Source organism: Burkholderia sp. GW821-FHT14F03, assembly GCF_058803765.1.
This window is the reverse complement of sequence record NZ_JBXAPG010000012.1, coordinates 85420-103265: the sequence shown is the minus strand read 5'-3', so window position 1 is coordinate 103265 and position 17846 is coordinate 85420. Positions and strand designations below refer to the sequence as shown.

14 protein-coding genes and 2 riboswitches are annotated in these 17846 nt (G+C 68.5%); of the genes, 10 read left to right on the top strand and 4 right to left on the bottom strand.

What is annotated here, in order from left to right; genetic code table 11:
- Positions 1-69: 69 nt before the first annotated feature.
- Genes AC1RQF_RS10480 through AC1RQF_RS10470 form a run of 3 tightly spaced genes read right to left on the bottom strand, consistent with a single transcriptional unit; the run spans position 70 to position 2425 of the window.
- Positions 70-1386: a cobyrinic acid a,c-diamide synthase CobB gene (locus AC1RQF_RS10480; RefSeq protein ID WP_492871981.1), complete on the bottom strand. Its 1317-nt coding sequence runs from the start codon at positions 1384-1386 to the stop codon at positions 70-72.
- Between the two features lie 4 nt (positions 1387-1390).
- Positions 1391-1993 (bottom strand): cob(I)yrinic acid a,c-diamide adenosyltransferase, encoded by a 603-nt coding sequence (gene cobO, locus AC1RQF_RS10475; RefSeq protein ID WP_274003269.1) that lies wholly within the window; start codon positions 1991-1993, stop codon positions 1391-1393.
- Positions 1994-2023: 30 nt separating this feature from the next.
- A complete protein-coding gene (locus AC1RQF_RS10470; protein WP_274003268.1) occupies positions 2024-2425 on the bottom strand; it encodes a cobalamin biosynthesis protein in 402 nt (133 codons plus the stop codon).
- Between the two features lie 141 nt (positions 2426-2566).
- Positions 2567-2800: riboswitch (cobalamin riboswitch) on the bottom strand.
- A gap of 81 nt (positions 2801-2881) precedes the next feature.
- Between AC1RQF_RS10470 and AC1RQF_RS10465 the strand changes: the two genes are divergently transcribed.
- The 6 genes from AC1RQF_RS10465 to AC1RQF_RS10440 all read left to right on the top strand — a co-directional run bounded on the left by AC1RQF_RS10465 (position 2882) and on the right by AC1RQF_RS10440 (position 11570).
- On the top strand, positions 2882-3379 hold the full coding sequence (locus AC1RQF_RS10465; protein WP_274003267.1) for a GFA family protein: 498 nt from the start codon (positions 2882-2884) through the stop codon (positions 3377-3379).
- 19 nt (positions 3380-3398) lie between these two features.
- Positions 3399-3656: riboswitch (cobalamin riboswitch) on the top strand.
- Between the two features lie 158 nt (positions 3657-3814).
- Positions 3815-4876, top strand: coding sequence for a HoxN/HupN/NixA family nickel/cobalt transporter (locus AC1RQF_RS10460; RefSeq protein WP_274003266.1), 1062 nt, complete (start codon positions 3815-3817; stop codon positions 4874-4876).
- Positions 4877-4932: 56 nt separating this feature from the next.
- Positions 4933-6006 carry a cobalamin biosynthesis protein CobW gene (gene cobW / locus AC1RQF_RS10455; protein ID WP_274003265.1) on the top strand — a complete coding sequence of 358 codons (1074 nt, stop codon included), beginning with the start codon at positions 4933-4935 and terminating at the stop codon, positions 6004-6006.
- Between the two features lie 7 nt (positions 6007-6013).
- Positions 6014-9841, top strand: a complete 3828-nt coding sequence (cobN, locus tag AC1RQF_RS10450; protein ID WP_492871980.1) for a cobaltochelatase subunit CobN — start codon at positions 6014-6016, stop codon at positions 9839-9841.
- On the top strand, positions 9838-10902 hold the full coding sequence (locus AC1RQF_RS10445) for an ATP-binding protein (protein ID WP_492871979.1): 1065 nt from the start codon (positions 9838-9840) through the stop codon (positions 10900-10902). Before cobN ends, AC1RQF_RS10445 begins: the two co-directional genes overlap by 4 nt.
- A 62-nt stretch (positions 10903-10964) precedes the next feature.
- Positions 10965-11570: a vWA domain-containing protein gene (locus AC1RQF_RS10440; RefSeq protein WP_492871978.1), complete on the top strand. Its 606-nt coding sequence runs from the start codon at positions 10965-10967 to the stop codon at positions 11568-11570.
- Between the two features lie 157 nt (positions 11571-11727).
- Here the strand turns inward: AC1RQF_RS10440 and AC1RQF_RS10435 are convergent, their stop codons facing one another.
- Positions 11728-12288: a GNAT family N-acetyltransferase gene (locus AC1RQF_RS10435; RefSeq protein WP_274003257.1), complete on the bottom strand. Its 561-nt coding sequence runs from the start codon at positions 12286-12288 to the stop codon at positions 11728-11730.
- Between the two features lie 355 nt (positions 12289-12643).
- On the opposite strand from AC1RQF_RS10435, the gene AC1RQF_RS10430 reads away from it, so the two are divergent.
- The 4 genes from AC1RQF_RS10430 (at position 12644) to AC1RQF_RS10415 (ending at position 17529) form a co-directional block, all read left to right on the top strand.
- Positions 12644-13801, top strand: a complete 1158-nt coding sequence (locus tag AC1RQF_RS10430) for an acyl-CoA dehydrogenase family protein (RefSeq protein ID WP_492871976.1) — start codon at positions 12644-12646, stop codon at positions 13799-13801.
- A 371-nt stretch (positions 13802-14172) separates the two neighbouring features.
- Positions 14173-15012 (top strand): DUF1460 domain-containing protein, encoded by an 840-nt coding sequence (locus AC1RQF_RS10425; RefSeq protein WP_274003253.1) that lies wholly within the window; start codon positions 14173-14175, stop codon positions 15010-15012.
- A 387-nt stretch (positions 15013-15399) separates the two neighbouring features.
- Positions 15400-16833 carry an AAA family ATPase gene (locus AC1RQF_RS10420; protein WP_492871975.1) on the top strand — a complete coding sequence of 478 codons (1434 nt, stop codon included), beginning with the start codon at positions 15400-15402 and terminating at the stop codon, positions 16831-16833.
- A gap of 15 nt (positions 16834-16848) precedes the next feature.
- A complete protein-coding gene (locus AC1RQF_RS10415; RefSeq protein ID WP_492871974.1) occupies positions 16849-17529 on the top strand; it encodes a hypothetical protein in 681 nt (226 codons plus the stop codon).
- Positions 17530-17846: the final 317 nt, after the last annotated feature.

Here is a 17846-nt window from a genome sequence, read left to right as displayed (position 1 = left end):
CGCGATGTTCGTGGGCCGACGGGCGGGCAGGAGGCCCGAGGCGCTGACGCCGCTGCGTTCGGCGTTGGCCTAGAGTATCTCTCCGCGGAACAGCGCCGCCGCGCAGCGCGGATTCGACGGCCAATACGCATGCATGTAGCTCGCGTGGATCGGGCCGTGGTGGTAGCGCGGCTCGCCGGGCGCGGGCGTCGCGTCGTCCGTCCCGCCGGGCCGGTGCGCGACGCCAGCCGGCGCGAGCGGCGTGGCGAAGCGCGAGTAATGGAACGCATGCCCGGCGAGCGCGCCCCAGCGCGTGTCGAGCGTTTGCATGCCGAGCGCCGCGAAGCGCCGCTGCATCGTGGCGTGGCCCGGCAGCAGGCCGAGCATCGGCGTGGTCGCGCCGTCCACACCGGTCAGCGTGTCGCACAGATAGAGCAGGCCGCCGCATTCCGCCACCACCGGCCGCCCGGCCGCGACGTGCGCGCGGATCGAGGCCGTGCTGCGCGCGTTGCCGGCGAGCCGAGCCGCATGCAGTTCCGGATAGCCGCCCGGCAGGTACAGCGCGTCGCATGCGTCGGGCAGCGTCTCGTCGGCAAGCGGCGAGAAGAAAGCGAGCCGCGCGCCCAGCGCTTCGAGCAGGTCGAGATTGGCCGGGTAGACGAACGAAAACGCGGCGTCGCGGGCGATCGCGATGCACCGGCCCGCGAGCATCGGGTCGAGCGCCGGCGCATCGTCGGGCGCATCGAAGTCGATCGCGGGCGGCAGCGCCGCGAGCGCGGTCCCGGCCAGCGCGTCGGCCGCGCGGTCGAGGCGCGCGTCGAGATCGGCGATGTCGTCGGGCTGGTGCAGCCCGAGATGGCGCGCGGGCAGCGCGAGCGCCGCATCGGCCGCGAGGTGGCCGAGCCAGCGCAGGTCGGCGGGCAGGGCGTCGCGCAGCAACTGCGCATGACGCGCCGAACCCACGTGGTTCGCCAGCACGCCGTGAAACGCGAGGCCCGGCTGGAAGCGCGCGAGCCCGAGCGCGACCGCGCCGAAGGTCTGCGCCATCGATTTGCCGGAGATCACGGCGGCCACCGGCACGTCGCAGGCGCGCGCCAGGTCCGCGCTGCTCGGCGTGCCGTCGTAGAGCCCCATCACGCCTTCGATCAGGATCAGGTCCGCGTCGCGCGCGGCCCGCGCGAGCAGCGCGCGGCACGCGTGCGCGCCGACCATGCCGAGGTCGAGCGTGTAGACGGGCGCGCCGCTTGCGCGCGCGAGCAGCATCGGATCGAGGAAGTCCGGGCCGGCCTTGAATACCCGGACCCGGCGGCCGAGCCGCCGATGCAGGCGCGCGAGCCCCGCCGTGACCGAGGTCTTGCCCTGGCCGGACGCGGGGGCGCTGACGAGCAGCGCGGGACAGGCGGCCATCGCGTCAGAATTCCACGCCGCGCTGCGCCTTCACGTGCTGTTCGCGATACGGGTGCTTGACGAGCCGCATCTCGGTCACGAGGTCGGCGGCCTCGATCAGCGCATCGGGCGCGTGGCGGCCGGTGACGACGACGTGCAGCTCGCTCGCGCGGCCCGCGAGCGTCGCGAGCACCTCGTCGAGCGGCAGATACTCGTACTTGAGCACGGTGTTCAGCTCGTCGAGGATCACCATCTGGTATGCGCCGCTGGCGATCATCCGGCACGCCTCGTCCCAGCCCTTGCGCGCGGTCGCGACATCGGCGTCGCGGTCCTGGGTGTTCCAGGTATAGCCGTCGCCCATCGTCACGAAATCGCATTGCGCGTGCGCGCCGAGGAAGTCGCGCTCCGAGGTGTGCAGCGCGCCCTTGATGAACTGCACGACGCCGAGGCGCATGTCGTGGCCGAGCACGCGCACGGCCATGCCGAACGCGGCCGTGCTCTTGCCCTTGCCGTTGCCGGTGTGGACGATCAGCAGGCCCTTCTCGACGGTCGCGGCGGCCTGTTTTTTCTCGTGGCCGGCGCGGCGGCGTTCGGTCATGCGCTGATGCGATTCGGGATCGGTTTTCATCGGAACGGTCCTGTGAGGAAGGAGGAAAAGTCAGAACGGGCCGGCGAGCGCGACCGTCACGCCGGCGTGACGCAGCTTGCGCACGCGCAGCGCCGCGCCGTGCGCGGCGAGCCGCGCGCACGGTTCGCACACGCCGTCGACGCCGAGCCGCGCGCGCGCGGCGGCCGACGGCGCACTGAAATCGTGCGCGGACGCGGCGGCCAGCCGCGCGGCGAGCGCGGCGCGCGGGAAGCCGGCGAGCGGCCAGCCGCGGCGCGCGCAGCAGGCGAGCAGGCCGGGTTCGCGCGCCTTGTCCTCGACGGTGGCGACGACCGCGATCTGCGCGGCCGTCGCGCCGGGCGCGCAGGCGAGCGCGGCGTGGATCGCCGCGTCGATCGCGTCGGCCGTCACGCCGGCGCGGCAGCCGATGCCGACCGCGAGCCGCGTCGTCATGCGCGGCGCGGCCCGGACGAGAAAGCGGGGCGGCGCGAAAGCAGGTGAGTCATCAGTCGATCGAAGCGAAACGCCGGCGCGCGGCCGGCGGAATTCAGCGCCCGGGACCGTTCCCTCGCGGGCCGGGCGTTCGGCGAGCGGCGCTCGCCCCGTGCGCTGGCCGGTATCCGGGCTGGCCGCCGGGGCGCCGCCGCCTTCCCGCCCGAGGTCGGACAGTGGCATGGAGCGGCGCCTGCGCACGCCGACACGGGCGCGCGCGGGCGGTTGACCGTTGCGGGGACAGCACAGGCCGGGCGGCGCGAGCCGCCTCCTGTTTCCCGTTTAACTGCGCGCGAAGGACATCGCACGCGGGCACCAGACGCGCGCATACGATAGCATAGGCGCGCGTCCGATCCGGCCCCTGGAGCGCGGCGCGACGCAGCCAATGACGATGACAATGACGAACAGGGAGATTCGATGAGCTTCACCCGACAGATCGGTTGTGCCTGCGGCGCGGTGCGCCTGCGCTTCGAGGGCGAACCGGCCGCGGCCGCACTGTGCCATTGCGAGACCTGTCGCCTGTTCTACGGCGTGGTGGTCTGGGCCGCGACCGCGTGGGACGCCGCGTGCATGGCGGTCGATGCGGACGGCGACGCGCTCGGCCGCCACGCGCATCCGACCAAGCGCATGGCGCGCCATTTCTGCCGCCGCTGCGGCGATGTGCTCTACGGCACCAACCGGCTCGGGATGCGAGTGGTGCCGAACGCGTTGTTCATGCGCGCGCACGACGGCGCGCTGCCCGCCGCGCTGCGGCCCACCATGCATCTGTTCTATCGCGTACGCGTGCTCGACCTCGACGACGCGCTGCCCAAGTACCTCGACGGCTGGGACGGCCCGTTATGGGACGGCCCGTCATGCGATGCCCCATCCCGGGGCGGCCCGCCGCACACGCCGGATGCGCCCGCCGCGCCTTGACGCGCCGGGCCCCCCCACCTACACTCGCAGGCGTTTTGGTGCTCGCGCGCGGGATCTTCGCGCGCAGTTAAACGGGAAACAGGGCGCGTCGCCGCATCGCGGCCGCCGCCAACCTGTGCTGCCCCCGCAACGGTAAGCGAACGCATCGCGCGAGCGATGCACCGCCCGCTTCGACGCGCGCCGCCCGGCGCGCGGATCCGCCACTGGACGCGTGCGCCCGGGAAGGCGAAGCGGCGTGTTCGCCAGCCCGGATACCGGCCGAGACATCGGGTTCAGCGCCGCGGGGAGGCGGCGCATTGTCCACGGCCGCGTCATGCCGAGCGCCGTCAGGCGGCCTCGATCGTTCCCGCCGCCATCGCCCGCGCGATGCCCGGCGTGACACGACGGCGGCGTGCCGGCGCGCTCCAGGGTCGACCGTTCGCACAGGGAAGCACCATGCTCAAGGCTTTTTTCCGTCTCTTCAACGACAGCCCGGCCGAGTTGCGCGCCAAGATCGTCGGCATCTATGCGCTGCTGATCGCGTTCAACATCGGCGCGTGGCTGTGGGCGTTCGCCGCGTTCCACGGCCAGCCGGTGCTGCTCGGCACCGCCTTGCTCGCCTATACGTTCGGGCTGCGCCACGCGGTCGACGCCGATCACATCGCGGCGATCGACAACGTCACGCGCAAGCTGATGCAGGAGCGCAAGAGCCCGCTCGGCGCGGGGCTGTTCTTCTCGCTCGGCCACTCGACCGTGGTGATCCTGCTGTCGGTCGCGGTGGCGCTGACCGCCGCGTCGCTCGCGACGCGCTTCGACGGCATGAAGGAATGGGGCGGCGTGATCGGCACGAGCGTGTCGGCGTTCTTCCTGCTGCTGCTCGCGTTCGCGAACCTGCTGATCCTGGTGTCGGTGCATCGCACGTTCCGCGCGGTGCGGCGCGGCGAGCCGCTCGTCGAGGCCGACCTCGACCTGCTGCTGAACCGGCGCGGCGTGCTCGCGCGGCTGTTCCGGCCGGTGTTCCGCGTGGTGTCGCGCAGCTGGCACCTGTATCCGGTCGGCTTCCTGTTCGGGCTCGGCTTCGACACCGCGACCGAGATCGCGCTGTTCGGCATCTCCGCGACCCAGGCGCAGGGCGGCATGTCGTTCTGGTCGGTGATGGCGCTGCCCGTGCTGTTCACGGCCGGCATGACGCTCGTCGACACCACCGACGGCATCCTGATGATGGGCGCGTATCGCTGGGCGTTCGTGCGGCCGATCCGCAAGCTCTACTACAACATGACGATCACCTTCGTCTCGGTGCTGGTGGCCGTGCTGATCGGCGGCATCGAGGCGCTCGCGCTGATCGCCGACAAGCTCGCGCTCAAGGGCGGCTTCTGGGATTTCATCGGCATGCTGTCGGATCACTTCGGCATCCTCGGCTACGGCGTGATCGCGCTGTTCCTGCTGAGCTGGCTCGTGTCCGCGCTGATCTACCGCTTCAAGGGCTACGACCGGATCGACGTGACGCTCGCCTCCTGAGGCCGCGCGATCCATCCCGCTTCCTTCTCATTCGACTACCTTCGACGGACTCCATCATGCAGATGCGCAAAATTCCCGTGACCATCGTCACCGGCTTCCTCGGCAGCGGCAAGACCACGCTGCTGCGTCACATCCTGTCGAACGCGGGCGGCCGGCGCATCGCCGTGATCGTCAACGAGTTCGGCGAGCTGGGCATCGACGGCGAGATCCTCAAGGGCTGCGGAATCGGCTGCGAGGACGCGGCGGGCGAAACGGCCGGCACGCTGTACGAGCTGGCGAACGGCTGCCTGTGCTGCACGGTGCAGGAAGAGTTCTACCCGGTGATGGAGGCGCTCGTCGAGCGCCGCGACGAGATCGACCACGTGCTGATCGAAACCTCGGGCCTCGCGCTGCCGAAGCCGCTCGTGCAGGCCTTCAACTGGCCGTCGATCAAGAACAGCTTCACGGTCGATGCGGTGCTGACCGTGGTCGACGGTCCGGCCGCGGCGAGCGGCCAGTTCGCGGAGAATCCTGGCGCGGTCGACGCGCAGCGCCGCGCCGATCCGAACCTCGACCACGAATCGCCGCTGCACGAGCTGTTCGCCGACCAGCTGTCGGCGGCCGACCTCGTGATCCTGAACAAGACCGACTTGCTCGATCCCGCGCACCTGGGCGCGGTCGAGGCGCTGATCCGCGACGAGATCCCGCCGCAGGTCAAGATCGTGCACGCGCAGCGCGGCGAGCTGGATCTTGCGACGCTGCTCGGCATCGAGGCCGCGTCGGAGGAAACCATCCACCTGCGCCACGATCACCACGGCTCGGCCGACGACGCCGATCATCATCACGACGCGTTCGACTCGGTGACGGTCGAGGCGCGCGTCGGCTCGCGCGAGGCCGCGCTCAACGCGCTGCGCCAACTGGTCGAGCACCACGCGATCTACCGCGCGAAGGGCTTCGCGGCCTTGCCCGGCGCGCCGATGCGGCTCGTGATCCAGGGCGTGGGCCGGCGCTTCGACAGCTACTTCGACCGCCGCTGGGCGGACGGCGAGGCGGACCTGAGCCGCTTCGTGCTGATCGGCGAGGATCTCGACCAGGCCGAGCTGCAGCGGGCGCTGGACGCGGCGCTCGCGGCCGAGCCGCAACAGGCGTAACGCACCGATGCATCTGCTGCGCACCACGCCGGGCGGCTTCGTCGACGACACCGAGGGCGTGATCCGGATCGACCAGCGTCCGGCCGACATCGTGATCCTCAGCTCGGCCGACACGACGCTGTCGCTGCTCGCGGCCGCGGTGCCGCGGCTGGGCGAGGGCTTTCCGAGCGTGCGGCTCGCGAACGTGACGTTCCTGCGCCAGCCCGCGTCGGTCGATTTCTACCTCGACGACGTGCTGCGCCACGCGCGCGTCGTCGTGATCGACCACCTCGGCGGCGAGAGCTACTGGCCGTACGGGATCGAGCAGGCGGTCGCGCTCGCCGCGCGCGCGCGGCAGTCGCTCGCGATGTTCTCGGGCGACCTGCAGGAAGACCCGAACCTGATCGCGAAAAGCACCGTCGATCCGGCGCTGTGCCGGCAGTGGTGGCGCTACCTGCGCGAGGGCGGCCCGCAGAACGCCGAGGCGCTGCTGCGCAGCATCGCGCACCACGCGCTCGGCCACGGCGCGGAGCCGCCGCCGCCGCGCCCGCTGCCGGCCGCCGCGCTGTACCACCCGGACCATCCGCACCCGACCAGCGAGGATTGGCGCGCGCGCTGGCGGCCCGGCGCGCCGGTCGTCGCGATCCTGTTCTATCGCGCGCACTGGCAGGCCGCCAACACGGCGGTGTTCGACGCGCTGTGCGAGGCGCTCGAACGGGAAGGGCTCAATCCCTTGCCGATCGCGGTGACGTCGCTGAAGGATACGCTGAGCCGCGCGGTGCTCGACGCGCTGTGCGCCGAGCATCGGGTCGCGCTCGTGCTGAACACCACGGCGTTCGCGGCGGGCGCGCTCGACGATCCGGCGCCCCCCGCGCTCGCGGGCGACGCGCCGGTGCTGCAGGTGATCCTGTCGGGCGGCAATCGCGACGCCTGGCAGGCCGATCCGCAAGGGCTGCACGCACGCGACATCGCGATGCACGTGGCGCTGCCCGAGGTGGACGGGCGCATCATCACGCGCGCGATCAGCTTCAAGGGGCTCGCCTATCGTTGTCCGCACACCGAAGTCGACGTGGTGCGCTACCAGCCGGACTCGGAGCGCATCGCGTTCGTCGCCGAGCTGAGCCGCCGCTGGTGCGCGCTGCGCACGCGCGCGAACGCCGACAAGCGGGTCGCGCTGATCCTCGCCAACTATCCGATGAGCGAAGGGCGGATCGGCAACGGCGTCGGGCTCGACACGCCGGCCTCGGCGCTCGGCGTGCTCGCGATGCTGCGCGAGGCCGGCTATCGGGTCGCGGACCTGCCGGCCGACGGCGACGCGCTGATCGCGCGCCTCACGGCCGGCGTGACCAACGATCCGGCGCGGCGCGCGCTGCGCCCGGCGTTCCAGAGCTATGCGCTCGACGACTACCGCGCGCGCTTCGCGCGCCTGCCGCAGGCGGTGCGCGACGCGCTGAACGCCCGCTGGGGGCCGCCCGAGGCCGACCCGACGCTGCGCCGGGAGCGCTTCACGATCGCGGGCTGGCGCGCGGGACACGTGTTCGTCGGCATCCAGCCTGCGCGCACCCGCGACGGCGACGACTACGCGAGCTATCACGACGCGGACCTCGTGCCGCCGCACGCGTATCTCGCGTTCTACTTCTGGCTGCGCGACGCGTTCGGCGTCGACGCGGTGATCCACCTCGGCAAGCACGGCAATCTCGAATGGCTGCCGGGCAAGAGCGTCGCGCTCAGCGACGCCTGCTGGCCGGACCTCGCGCTGGGGCCGCTGCCGCACCTGTATCCGTTCATCGTCAACGATCCGGGCGAGGGCAGCCAGGCCAAGCGGCGCGCGCAGGCGGTGATCATCGACCACCTGATGCCGCCCCTCACGCGCGCGGAGAACTACGGGCCGCTGCAGGACCTGGAGCGGCAGGTCGACGAATACTACGAGGCGCTGATGGTCGACGCGCGCCGCGCGAAGCTGCTGCGCAAGACGATCCTCGCGACCATCGTCGAACACCGCCTGCACGAGGAACTGAGCATCGAGGCGCCGCGCGACCCGGGCGGCGAGGATGCGCTGCTCACGCGCGTCGATGCGTGGCTGTGCGAGCTGAAGGAAGCGCAGATCCGCGACGGGCTGCATACCTTCGGCGCGTCGCCGCGCGGGCGGCAGCGGCGCGACACGCTGCTCGCGCTCGCGCGCTTTCCGAGCGGCGACGGCGCGGGCGCGAACGCGGGGCTGATCGGCGCGCTCGCGCGCGATCTCGCGCTCGGCGACTTCGATCCGCTCGCGGCCGACTGGGCCGCGGCGTGGACCGGCCCGCGGCCGGCCGAACTGCTGGCGTTCGGCGACGCGCCGTGGCGGCATGCGGGCGATACGCGGGAGCGGCTCGAATGGCTGGCCGCGCGCCAGGTCGCGCGGCTGTGCGGCGACGACGAGGCCGAGTGCGACGCATCCGCCGAGCCCGCGCCGGGCAGCGCCGCGTTCGCGGCGCGCTGGCCGCGTGCGCAGGCCGTGTTCGACCGGCTCGCGGGCACGCTGCTGCCGCGCCTCGATGCTTGCGGCCCGGAAGAGCTGACGCAACTGCGGCGCGGGCTCGACGGCCGCTTCGTGCCGCCGGGGCCGAGCGGCTCGCCGTCGCGCGGCCGGCCCGACGTGCTGCCCACGGGCCGCAACTTCTATTCGGTCGACACCCGCGCGGTGCCGACCCAGGCGGCCTGGACGATCGGCCTCAAGTCCGCGCAGCAGCTGGTCGAGCGGCACCTGCAGGAGCACGGCGACTATCCGCGCGCGGTCGGGCTCTCGGTATGGGGCACGGCCACCATGCGCACGGGCGGCGACGACGTCGCGCAGGCGCTCGCGCTGCTCGGCGTGCGGCCGAAGTGGGCGCACGGCAGCCATCGCGTGACCGATTTCGAGATCCTGCCGATCGAGATCTTCAACCGGCCGCGCATCGACGTGACCCTGCGCGTGTCCGGCTTCTTCCGCGATGCGTTCGCGAACCTGATGCACCTGTTCGACGCGGCGGTGCAGGCGGTGGCGGCGCTCGACGAGCCGGAGGACCTGAATCCGGTGCGCGCGCGGATCGCGCGCGAGGCGGCCGCGCTGGCCGCGCGCGGCATCGCGCCGGACGAGGCGCGCCGGCGCGCGGGCTGGCGCGTGTTCGGCGCGCGCCCGGGCGGCTACGGCGCGGGGCTGCAGCAGCTGATCGACGAGCGGCGCTGGCAGACCGACGCGGATCTCGCCGACGCTTACCAGACCTGGGGTGGCTACGCCTATGCGCAGAACAGCGCGGGCGAGGCCGCGCACGATGCGTTCGGCGCGCGGCTCGCGAGCATCGACGCGGTGGTGCAGAACCAGGACAATCGCGAGCACGACCTGCTCGACTCGAACGACTACTACCAGTTCCAGGGCGGCATGGCGGCCGCGGTGCGGCACCGCTCGGGGCGCCAGCCGGGGCTTTATCACGGCGACCACAGCAATCCGGCCGCGCCGCGGGTCGGCACCTTGCGCGAGGAGATCGCGCGGGTGGTCCGCTCGCGCGTGGTCAATCCGAAATGGATCGACGGCGTGAAGCGGCACGGCTACAAGGGCGCGGCCGAGATCGCGGCGACCGTCGACTACCTGTACGGCTATGACGCGACCGCGCGCGTGATCGCCGATCACCAGTACGCGCTCGTCACCGATGCCTACCTGAACGATCCCGCCACCCGCGCGTTCCTGCGCGAACACAATCCGCAGGCCCTGCACGGCATCTGCGAGCGGCTGCTCGAAGCGATGCAGCGCGGCCTCTGGCAGCAGCCGGGCGCCTACCGCGAGACGGTGGAGGCGCACCTGCTCGCGACCGAACAGCATCTGGAAGGAATCCGACGATGACGCATCCCGCCCACGCCGAGGCCGCGCGCCCGGTGTTTCCGTTCACGGCGCTGGTCGGCCAGGCGGCGCTGCAGCAGGCGCTGCTGCTCGTCGCCGTCGACCCGGGGCTCGGCGGCGTGCTGATCAGCGGGCCGCGCGGCACCGCGAAGTCGACCGCCGCGCGCGCGCTCGCCGCGCTGCTGCCCGAGGGCCGCTTCGTCACCTTGCCGCTGTCGGCGAGCGAGGAGCAGGTGACGGGCACGCTCGATCTCGCGAGCGCGCTCGCCGACCATGCGGTGCGGTTCGCGCCGGGGTTGATCGCGCGCGCGCACCAGGGCGTGTTGTATGTCGACGAGATCAACCTGCTGCCCGACGCGCTCGTCGACACGCTGCTCGACGTCGCCGCGAGCGGCGTCAACACGGTCGAGCGCGACGGCGTCTCGCATCGCCACGCGGCGCGCTTCGCGCTGGTCGGCACGATGAATCCCGAGGAAGGGGAGTTGCGCCCGCAACTGCTCGACCGCTTCGGCCTGATGGTGGAACTCGACAATTGCTTTGAGAGCGGGCAGCGGCAGGCGATCGTCAAGGCGCGGCTCGCATTCGACGCGGACCCGGAAGGTTTTTGCGCGGGGCGGCGCGATGCGCAGGCGGCGCTGGCCGAACGGCTGCGCGCGGCGCGCGAGGCGTTGCCCGCGCTCGAATTCGACGAGGCGGTGCATGCGCGCGTCAGCGCGCTGTGCATCGAGGCGGCGATCGACGGCCTGCGCGGCGACCTCGTGATGCTGCGCGCGGCGCGCGCGCTCGCGGCGCTCGAAGGCGCGGCGGCGATCGACGTCGCGCACGTCGAGCGGGTCGCGGCCGAGGTGTTGCGGCATCGGCGCGGCGTGCCGCCCGCGCCGTCCGCGCCGCCGCGCGAGCCGGCCGCGATGCCGAACGACGCGCACGGGCAGGACGAGCCGGACCGAGAGCCGCCCGAGGCCGGACCGGCGGGCGGCGAGGGCGATTGGGGTTATCTGCCGCCCGAACCGGTTGCGACCGCAACGGTGAAGGGCGTGGTGCCGCTGCCGCTAAAAAAACGCTGAGCCATCGAACGGATGCCGCCGCTGCGTCGAGCAGCGGTCTTCGATGGCGCGCAGGCAAGGGCGTGACGCCGGATCCGCACGGGCGGCCCGGCGCGCGCATCGCATGGCCGGCCACCCTGGCCGCGCGGCGCGGCGAGCGCCTGCGCGCCGCGCATCTGCGCTATCGGCCCTACGCGGCGCGCGGCGGCGTGCTGCATTGTTTCCTGCTCGACTGTTCCGCGTCGATGCTCGAAGGCGAACGGCTGGCGCGCGCGAAAGGGCTGATCGTCGCGCTGTTCGAGCGCGCCGCGCGCCGGCGCGAGACGGTGGCGCTCGTCTGCTTCGGCGGCGAGACGGCCGAGCAGCGTTTCGGGCCGGCCGTGCCGCGCTGGTGGAATGCGCGCTGGCTCGCGCCGGTCGGCGGCGGCGGCGGCACGCCGCTCGCGCGCGGCGTGGCGGCGGCCCAGCGCGTGCTCGCGCAGGCCGCGCGCCGGCAGCCCGCGCAGCAGCGCTGGCTGTGGGTGCTGTCGGACGGGCGCAGCCAGGAAACCCCGGCCCGCCCGACCCAGGTCGACCAGATCGTGTGGGTCGACTTCGACGACGCGTCGCTCAGGCTCGGACGCGGCGAACGCCTCGCGCAGGCGTGGGGCGCGCTGTGCTGCGCGCCGGAGGATCTGGTGCGGGGCTGAGCGTTTGCGCGGCGGTGAGGGGCGTCGCGCGGGGGCGAGCCGGTCGGATTCAGGCTTGCGCCGATGCCTCATGTGTCGCGCGGGCGCGGCGCAACTGCGCCATCGGCACGGAATCGACCACCGGGTCTGCCCAGGGGAGTGAACCCGTCGGCCGGATTCAGGCTTGCGCCGCTTCCTCGTGCGTCGCGCGATCGCGGCGCAACTGCGCCATCAGCACGGAATCGACCACCTGGTCTTCCCAGATCAGCGCCTCGCGCCGCACGCCCTCGACGCGGAAGCCCGCTTTCTCATAGACGCGCCGCGCGCGCGGATTGAACGAAAAGACCTCCAGCTCGACCCGGTTCACGCCGAGCGCCTCGAACGCGAACTCGACGAGCAGGCGCGTCGCTTCATAGCCGTATCCCTGATTGCGCGCCGCAGGATCCCAGATGCCGATCCGGAACGACGTGCTGCGATTGGCCGCCTGGAAATCGTTGAGCACGACTTCGCCGATCAGCCGGCCGTCGACGACGATGCCGTAGTCCCAGCGGTCGGGGCTGGCTTCGAGCCGCGCGCAATGCGCGGTCACGTCTTCCAGGCTGTGCGAGGCATGCGTGCCGGTCAGGCGACGCAGTTCGGGATCGTCGAGCGACGCGAACATCGCGGGCGCGTCGTCGCGGGTCAGCGGCCGCAGCGTGACGCGCGGGCCGTTCAGGATGGGTTTTGTCTCGGTAGGCATCGGTGCGTGTTCTTGGTTTTTTTAGGTTCCGGGATGCGGACTGCGCGCGGCGCGGAAGACGCCGTTCCGTTCGCATGCGGTGCAGCGCCGACATTGTGCGCGAACGTATTCGAGGACTCAAGGCGATTCGCGGGGCGGCGCGAACTGCGTGTGGCATCGGGCCCGGACGCCGGCTCCGCGTACTTGACTTCACAAGTCCTGAATATAAATATAAATTCATGCATGGGAATTTTAATGTCGATTCCAATGGCGCCCTGACCGCCGCCCGCACTCATCGAACGCGAGCCGGAGGTGTTCGGGGCGCTGCCCGCGCCCCTCGGGTTGCGCGGTGACGACGGTTTCCAGGGAGGCACGGATGGACTTCACGCTGAATGACGACCAGCGCGCGATCGAGGCCGCGATCGCGCGGATATGTGCGCGCTTCGACGATGACTACTGGCTGGAACGCGATCGCGAGGGCGGGTTTCCGCACGCGTTTCATGCGGCGCTCGCGGAGGCCGGCTGGCTCGGCATCGCGATGGCGCCCGAATACGGCGGCGCGGGGCTCGGCATGACCGAGGCGGCGCTGATGATGCGCACGATCAGCGCGTCGGGCGCGGGCTTGTCCGGCGCGTCGGCGGTGCACGTGAACATCTTCGGGTTGAATCCGGTGCAGGTGTTCGGCACCGAGGAACAGAAGCGGCGCTTCCTGCCGCCGCTGATCGCGGGCAAGGAGAAGGCGTGCTTCGCCGTCACCGAGCCCGACGCCGGGCTCGACACCACGCATCTGAAAACCCGGGCGGTGAGGGCGGGCGACCATTACCTGATCACGGGCCGCAAGATCTGGATCTCGACCGCCCAGGTCGCGGACCGGATGCTGATCATCGCGCGCACGACGCCGCTCGAACAGGTCGCGAAGCCGACCGAGGGCCTGAGCCTGTTCTATACGACGCTCGATCGCGCGCGCGTGGAAGTTCGCGAGATCGAGAAGATGGGCCGTCGCGCGGTGGACTCGAACCTGCTGTTCATCGACGAACTGCGCGTGCCGGCGGCGGACCGGATCGGCGTCGAGGGCGAGGGCTTCCGATATCTGCTGCACGGACTCAATCCGGAGCGGATCCTGATCGCGGCGGGGCTCGGGCAGGTCGCGCTGCGGCACGCGACGCGCTACGCAGGCGAACGCGTGGTGTTCGGCCGGCCGATCGGACAGAACCAGGCGATCCAGCATCCGCTCGCGCTCGCGTGGATGCAGCTGGAGGCGGCGTGGCTGATGGTGATGAAGGCGGCGGCTTGCTACGACGCGCAGGCGTCGTGCGGCGCGGAGGCCAATGCGGCGAAGTACCTCGCGGCGGAAGCGGCGTTCCAGGCGTGCCAGACCGCGCTCGCGACCCTGGGCGGGATGGGCTACGCGAAGGCGTATCACGTCGAACGTTATTTGCGCGAGTGCATGATCCCGAGAATTGCGCCCGTCAGTCCGCAGATGATCCTGTGTTTCATCGCGGAAAAAGTACTGGGCTTGCCGAAATCCTATTGAATGCCCGTTGTCGGGCGCGCCGCGCGTCCTGATCCGGGCAAGAGGGCATAAACATAAGACCTCGGGATAATTCGACACTACAATGACGCCAGCTCGGGCATCCATCCGGAAAATGATTTGGTGGACTTAGCAAGCGAGGAAGTTTGATCGCGCTTGCGCCGCCGCGACAGGTCCGGCAGCGGCTTCACGTCAGTCAGCCGTGCGCGCGTACGGCTGATATCGCACCGGCCCGAAGGGCCGATCCTCCGATGGAAAAAGGTTGGACCGGTCGATCTTTTCGTCGCCCGAGCATTCGTGCTCCCGTTGGAAGCGGACGATTCCGCATGGGTGGGGCGGGAGCACGCCGTGTCAACTGAACAGGATGATGTGCTGTGCTGAGCAAGACGATTCTTTCGAGCGCCCTGATGTTGACGCTCGCGGCCTGCGGCGGCAACGAACCGGCCTCGCCGATCAGCCCGGCCGGCCACGTGGATCACGCGCGAGTCGCACCGGCCGGTCTCGACGCGATCACCTCGACCAAGCTTCAGACCTTGCTGACATTACGGGCGCTGAACCGGCACGCCAGCGTCGCCGACGTCATCGATATCGTGTCACGCGAGTTTCTCGATACGCCTTATCAAGGTGGCATGCTGGTCGGGTCGCCCGATGCGCCGGAGCGGCTGGTCATCGATTTCAGGGGGCTGGACTGCTTCACGTATCTCGACTACGTCGAGGCGATCCGGAGAACGAGCGCGACGCAGAGCTTCACCGACAGCCTGATCTCGACCCGCTACGTGGACGGCCAGGTCGGCTTTGCCACGCGGCGTCATTTCTTCACGGACTGGTCGGACCGGATCCCGGTGCTCGCCGATGACATCACGGCGACGCTGAGCGCGCACGCGGTCTCGGTGGACAAGCAACTGAACCTCAAGGCCGATGGCGGTACTTATCTACCGGGCTTGCCGGTCAGGGCCCGGACGGTCGTCTACATCCCGGGCGAATACGTCGACGCGCATGTCGTCGGGCAACTGCGGAGCGGTGATTTCATCGGCATCTACGCAAAGACCGAAGGGCTCGATGTGACGCACGTTGGCTTCTTTATCCAGACGAGCGCAGAGCCGGTATTCCGGAATGCGTCATCGAGGCAAGCGAACATGAGCGTCGTGGATACGCCCTTCCTCGACTATGTGAGGGATACGCCGGGCATTGTCGTGCTGCGGACGAAGGCTTGAGCGACGCCTTGTTTCCTGGGATGGGGGCCGGCGAGCCCGTGCGAAGATAGCCCATCGGCCAGATGCTGGAGATGACAAGCGACGGCTGGCGGCTAGTACGGGGCATTCGCCCACAACATCGCGCGGACAGTCAAACGTCGTTGGCAATCCGTAAGCGGACGTCCGTCACGACGCGGCGATTTGTTCACAGGCTTTTCGGGGCGGCATGAGGCATACCGTTTGTCCGGTGATGAAAAGGCAAGTCCACAGGATGTAAAATTTTCGCAATGATAGTAATCTCCCTGTTTTTCACTAGGGCTGCCTACGGTGGAATTCTGTTAGAAGCTGTCACGGACTACTTGGGTGGTCACGTCAGCTCATCGCCCTGCAAATCGGCCAAGGAACATCATGCTGACTCGTTTGAAAGTCGTCGGGTTCAAGAATCTTCGGGAGATCGACATTCAGTTCGGTCTGTTCACATGCATTGCCGGTGCCAATGGTGTGGGGAAATCGAATCTGTTCGATGCAATCACTTTCTTGTGCGATTTGGCATCCATGCCGATTCTCAAGGCATGCAGCAATGTGCGCGGTACACATGGCCGGGCGTCAGAATTCGAGTCACTATTTTTCCATGAAAAGGGGGAGAAAGAACTCCGAATGGAATTTCTTGCGGAGATGATCGTCCCAAATGACGTTGTCGATGATTTCGACCGCAATGTCAAGCCTACGGCGACCTTGCTTGAATACTCCTTGGTGCTTCGCCTCAATACTGAATCGACACTTGGTTCTTCAAAAGATCCGATCCACATCGAACGCGAAGAATTACGTGCGAAGCCGTCCAGTGAAGCGCATAAATTCCTTACGTTCAACGTCGGTGCTGATCTCGCTAAGAATAAAAAGCTGATCTTTGGACCTGGGCCACGTACGTCTCCATTCATCGAAACCGACAGCAAGGATTCGGACATCACAATCTTGCTGCGCAGCGACCGTAGCGGCGGGCAACCTCAGAAGATATCCGCCCGCAAGAGTCCGCAAACTATTCTTTCCGGCGTTAATCTGTCATCACACCCGACGGCCTTGGCTGCCCGCAGAGAAATGCAGTCGTGGCGTATGTTGCAATTGGAGCCTTCGGCATTGCGCGCGCCGGACGATGTGTTTGACGACGCATCGCTTTCCCCCACGGGGAAGCATATGCCCAATACTTTGTTCCGTTTAGGTAGGTACAGCGATATTGCGAATCGATTGGCCGATTTGATCCCCGGAGTGACGGCCTTGGATGTAGATACCGATGAGACGAGGCAGCAGCGCACACTATTGGTGAAGATGAGCGATGGTCGTTCGTATCCCGCGAGTTCATTGTCGGACGGCACGCTTCGGTTCCTCGTACTTGCAGTGCTGGCCAGCGATCCAGATGCCAAAGGGCTGGTGTGCTTGGAAGAACCTGAAAACGGCATCCATCCTTTGCGCATTCCTGAGATGCTTCGCTTGGTCAAGGAACTTTCCGATGCCGACTTGTCGGGAGAGGAGCTTGCCGTTCAGCATTCGTTGCGACAGGTCATCATTAATACACATTCGCCACTGGTCGTAGCTGAGCTTTTAGACGACGAATTGCTCTTTGCTGAATCCTTGCGCCTGCACGGGGCCTCGTTTGCAAACTTTAAGCCTATTGGCGGGACTTGGCGCGCGCGCGCGCCAAGCGCGTCCGATTCAGGATTTATCACACGGGGCGAGTTGCACGCCTACCTCTCTGGCATGCGAGCGAGGTCAAGGAACAATGGTCCTAAACACGTTGTGGACCATTTGCCGCCGATTGAGACACTGGATCTTTTTCGAAGTGCCTGATCGCATGGCCTATATATGAAAACTCTGACAGTAACGCTACTTACTGATGGCACATCGGATCGGACTCTGCTGCCTATTGTCCAGTTTCTCTTGGACAAGTGGAGCCCGTTTCCCCATCGAACGCTGTTCGCCGACGGACTTCATTCAGGTGCACTCAACGCCAGGCTTCCTCGGGTAATCGAGCTTTTTCCATGCGATCTGCTTTTTATTCATCGAGATGCGGAGCGCGAGCCTCTTGAAACCCGCGTTCAAGAAATCCAGACGGCGCTGGCGGAGTCTGCGCCCCAGCACCCTCCGCATATTTGCCTTGTACCGGTGCGGATGACCGAAAGCTGGTTGCTGCTGGACGAACTGGCGATCCGTTCAGCCGCTGGCAATCCTGATGGACGTACCCCACTCAAGCTCCCCAAAGCCGCTGCCGTTGAAGGGCTCGCGGACCCCAAGAGCAAACTGTTCGATTCACTAACGGCGGCAGCCGAGGTGACAGGAAGGCACCGGCGAAGGTTCAGTCCGGAGGCCGCACGGCATCGCGTAGCGGAGATTCTCGATCCAAGCGTGCTGCGTCAACTTGCGTCTTTTCAATTTGCGGAAAAACAGGTCATAGATTTTTTTCGTACCAACCTCACCGTGCCCTCAGAGAAAACGCATAAAGTCACCCCAGGCCCATCAAAGCAACGCGATAGAAGTCAAGGGTAGCGGCGATGAGCCGCTTGGTCTCGGAGACTGTCCGTTCCGGAGATAGGACTGTTCAGACGCTGGCGAACGGGAGTTGATGACTCACCGGCCTTTAATGCGAGGACTGACTGATCTGGTGGCAAGATCATCGACGCGCCGGTTGCCCCTTGGCAATGCGGTGGTAAAGAGGCGCGTGCTGGCCAGGATCAGGCGGATGGCCGCTCTACGCTCGACAGCCGCCGTCCGTCCCAAGATGCTGTGAGGGACCGGAGTGGGTCGGTAAGCGACACCCACTGAAGCCAGCGGGTCGTTGCGTATGGTCGATAACAAGCCGCTCT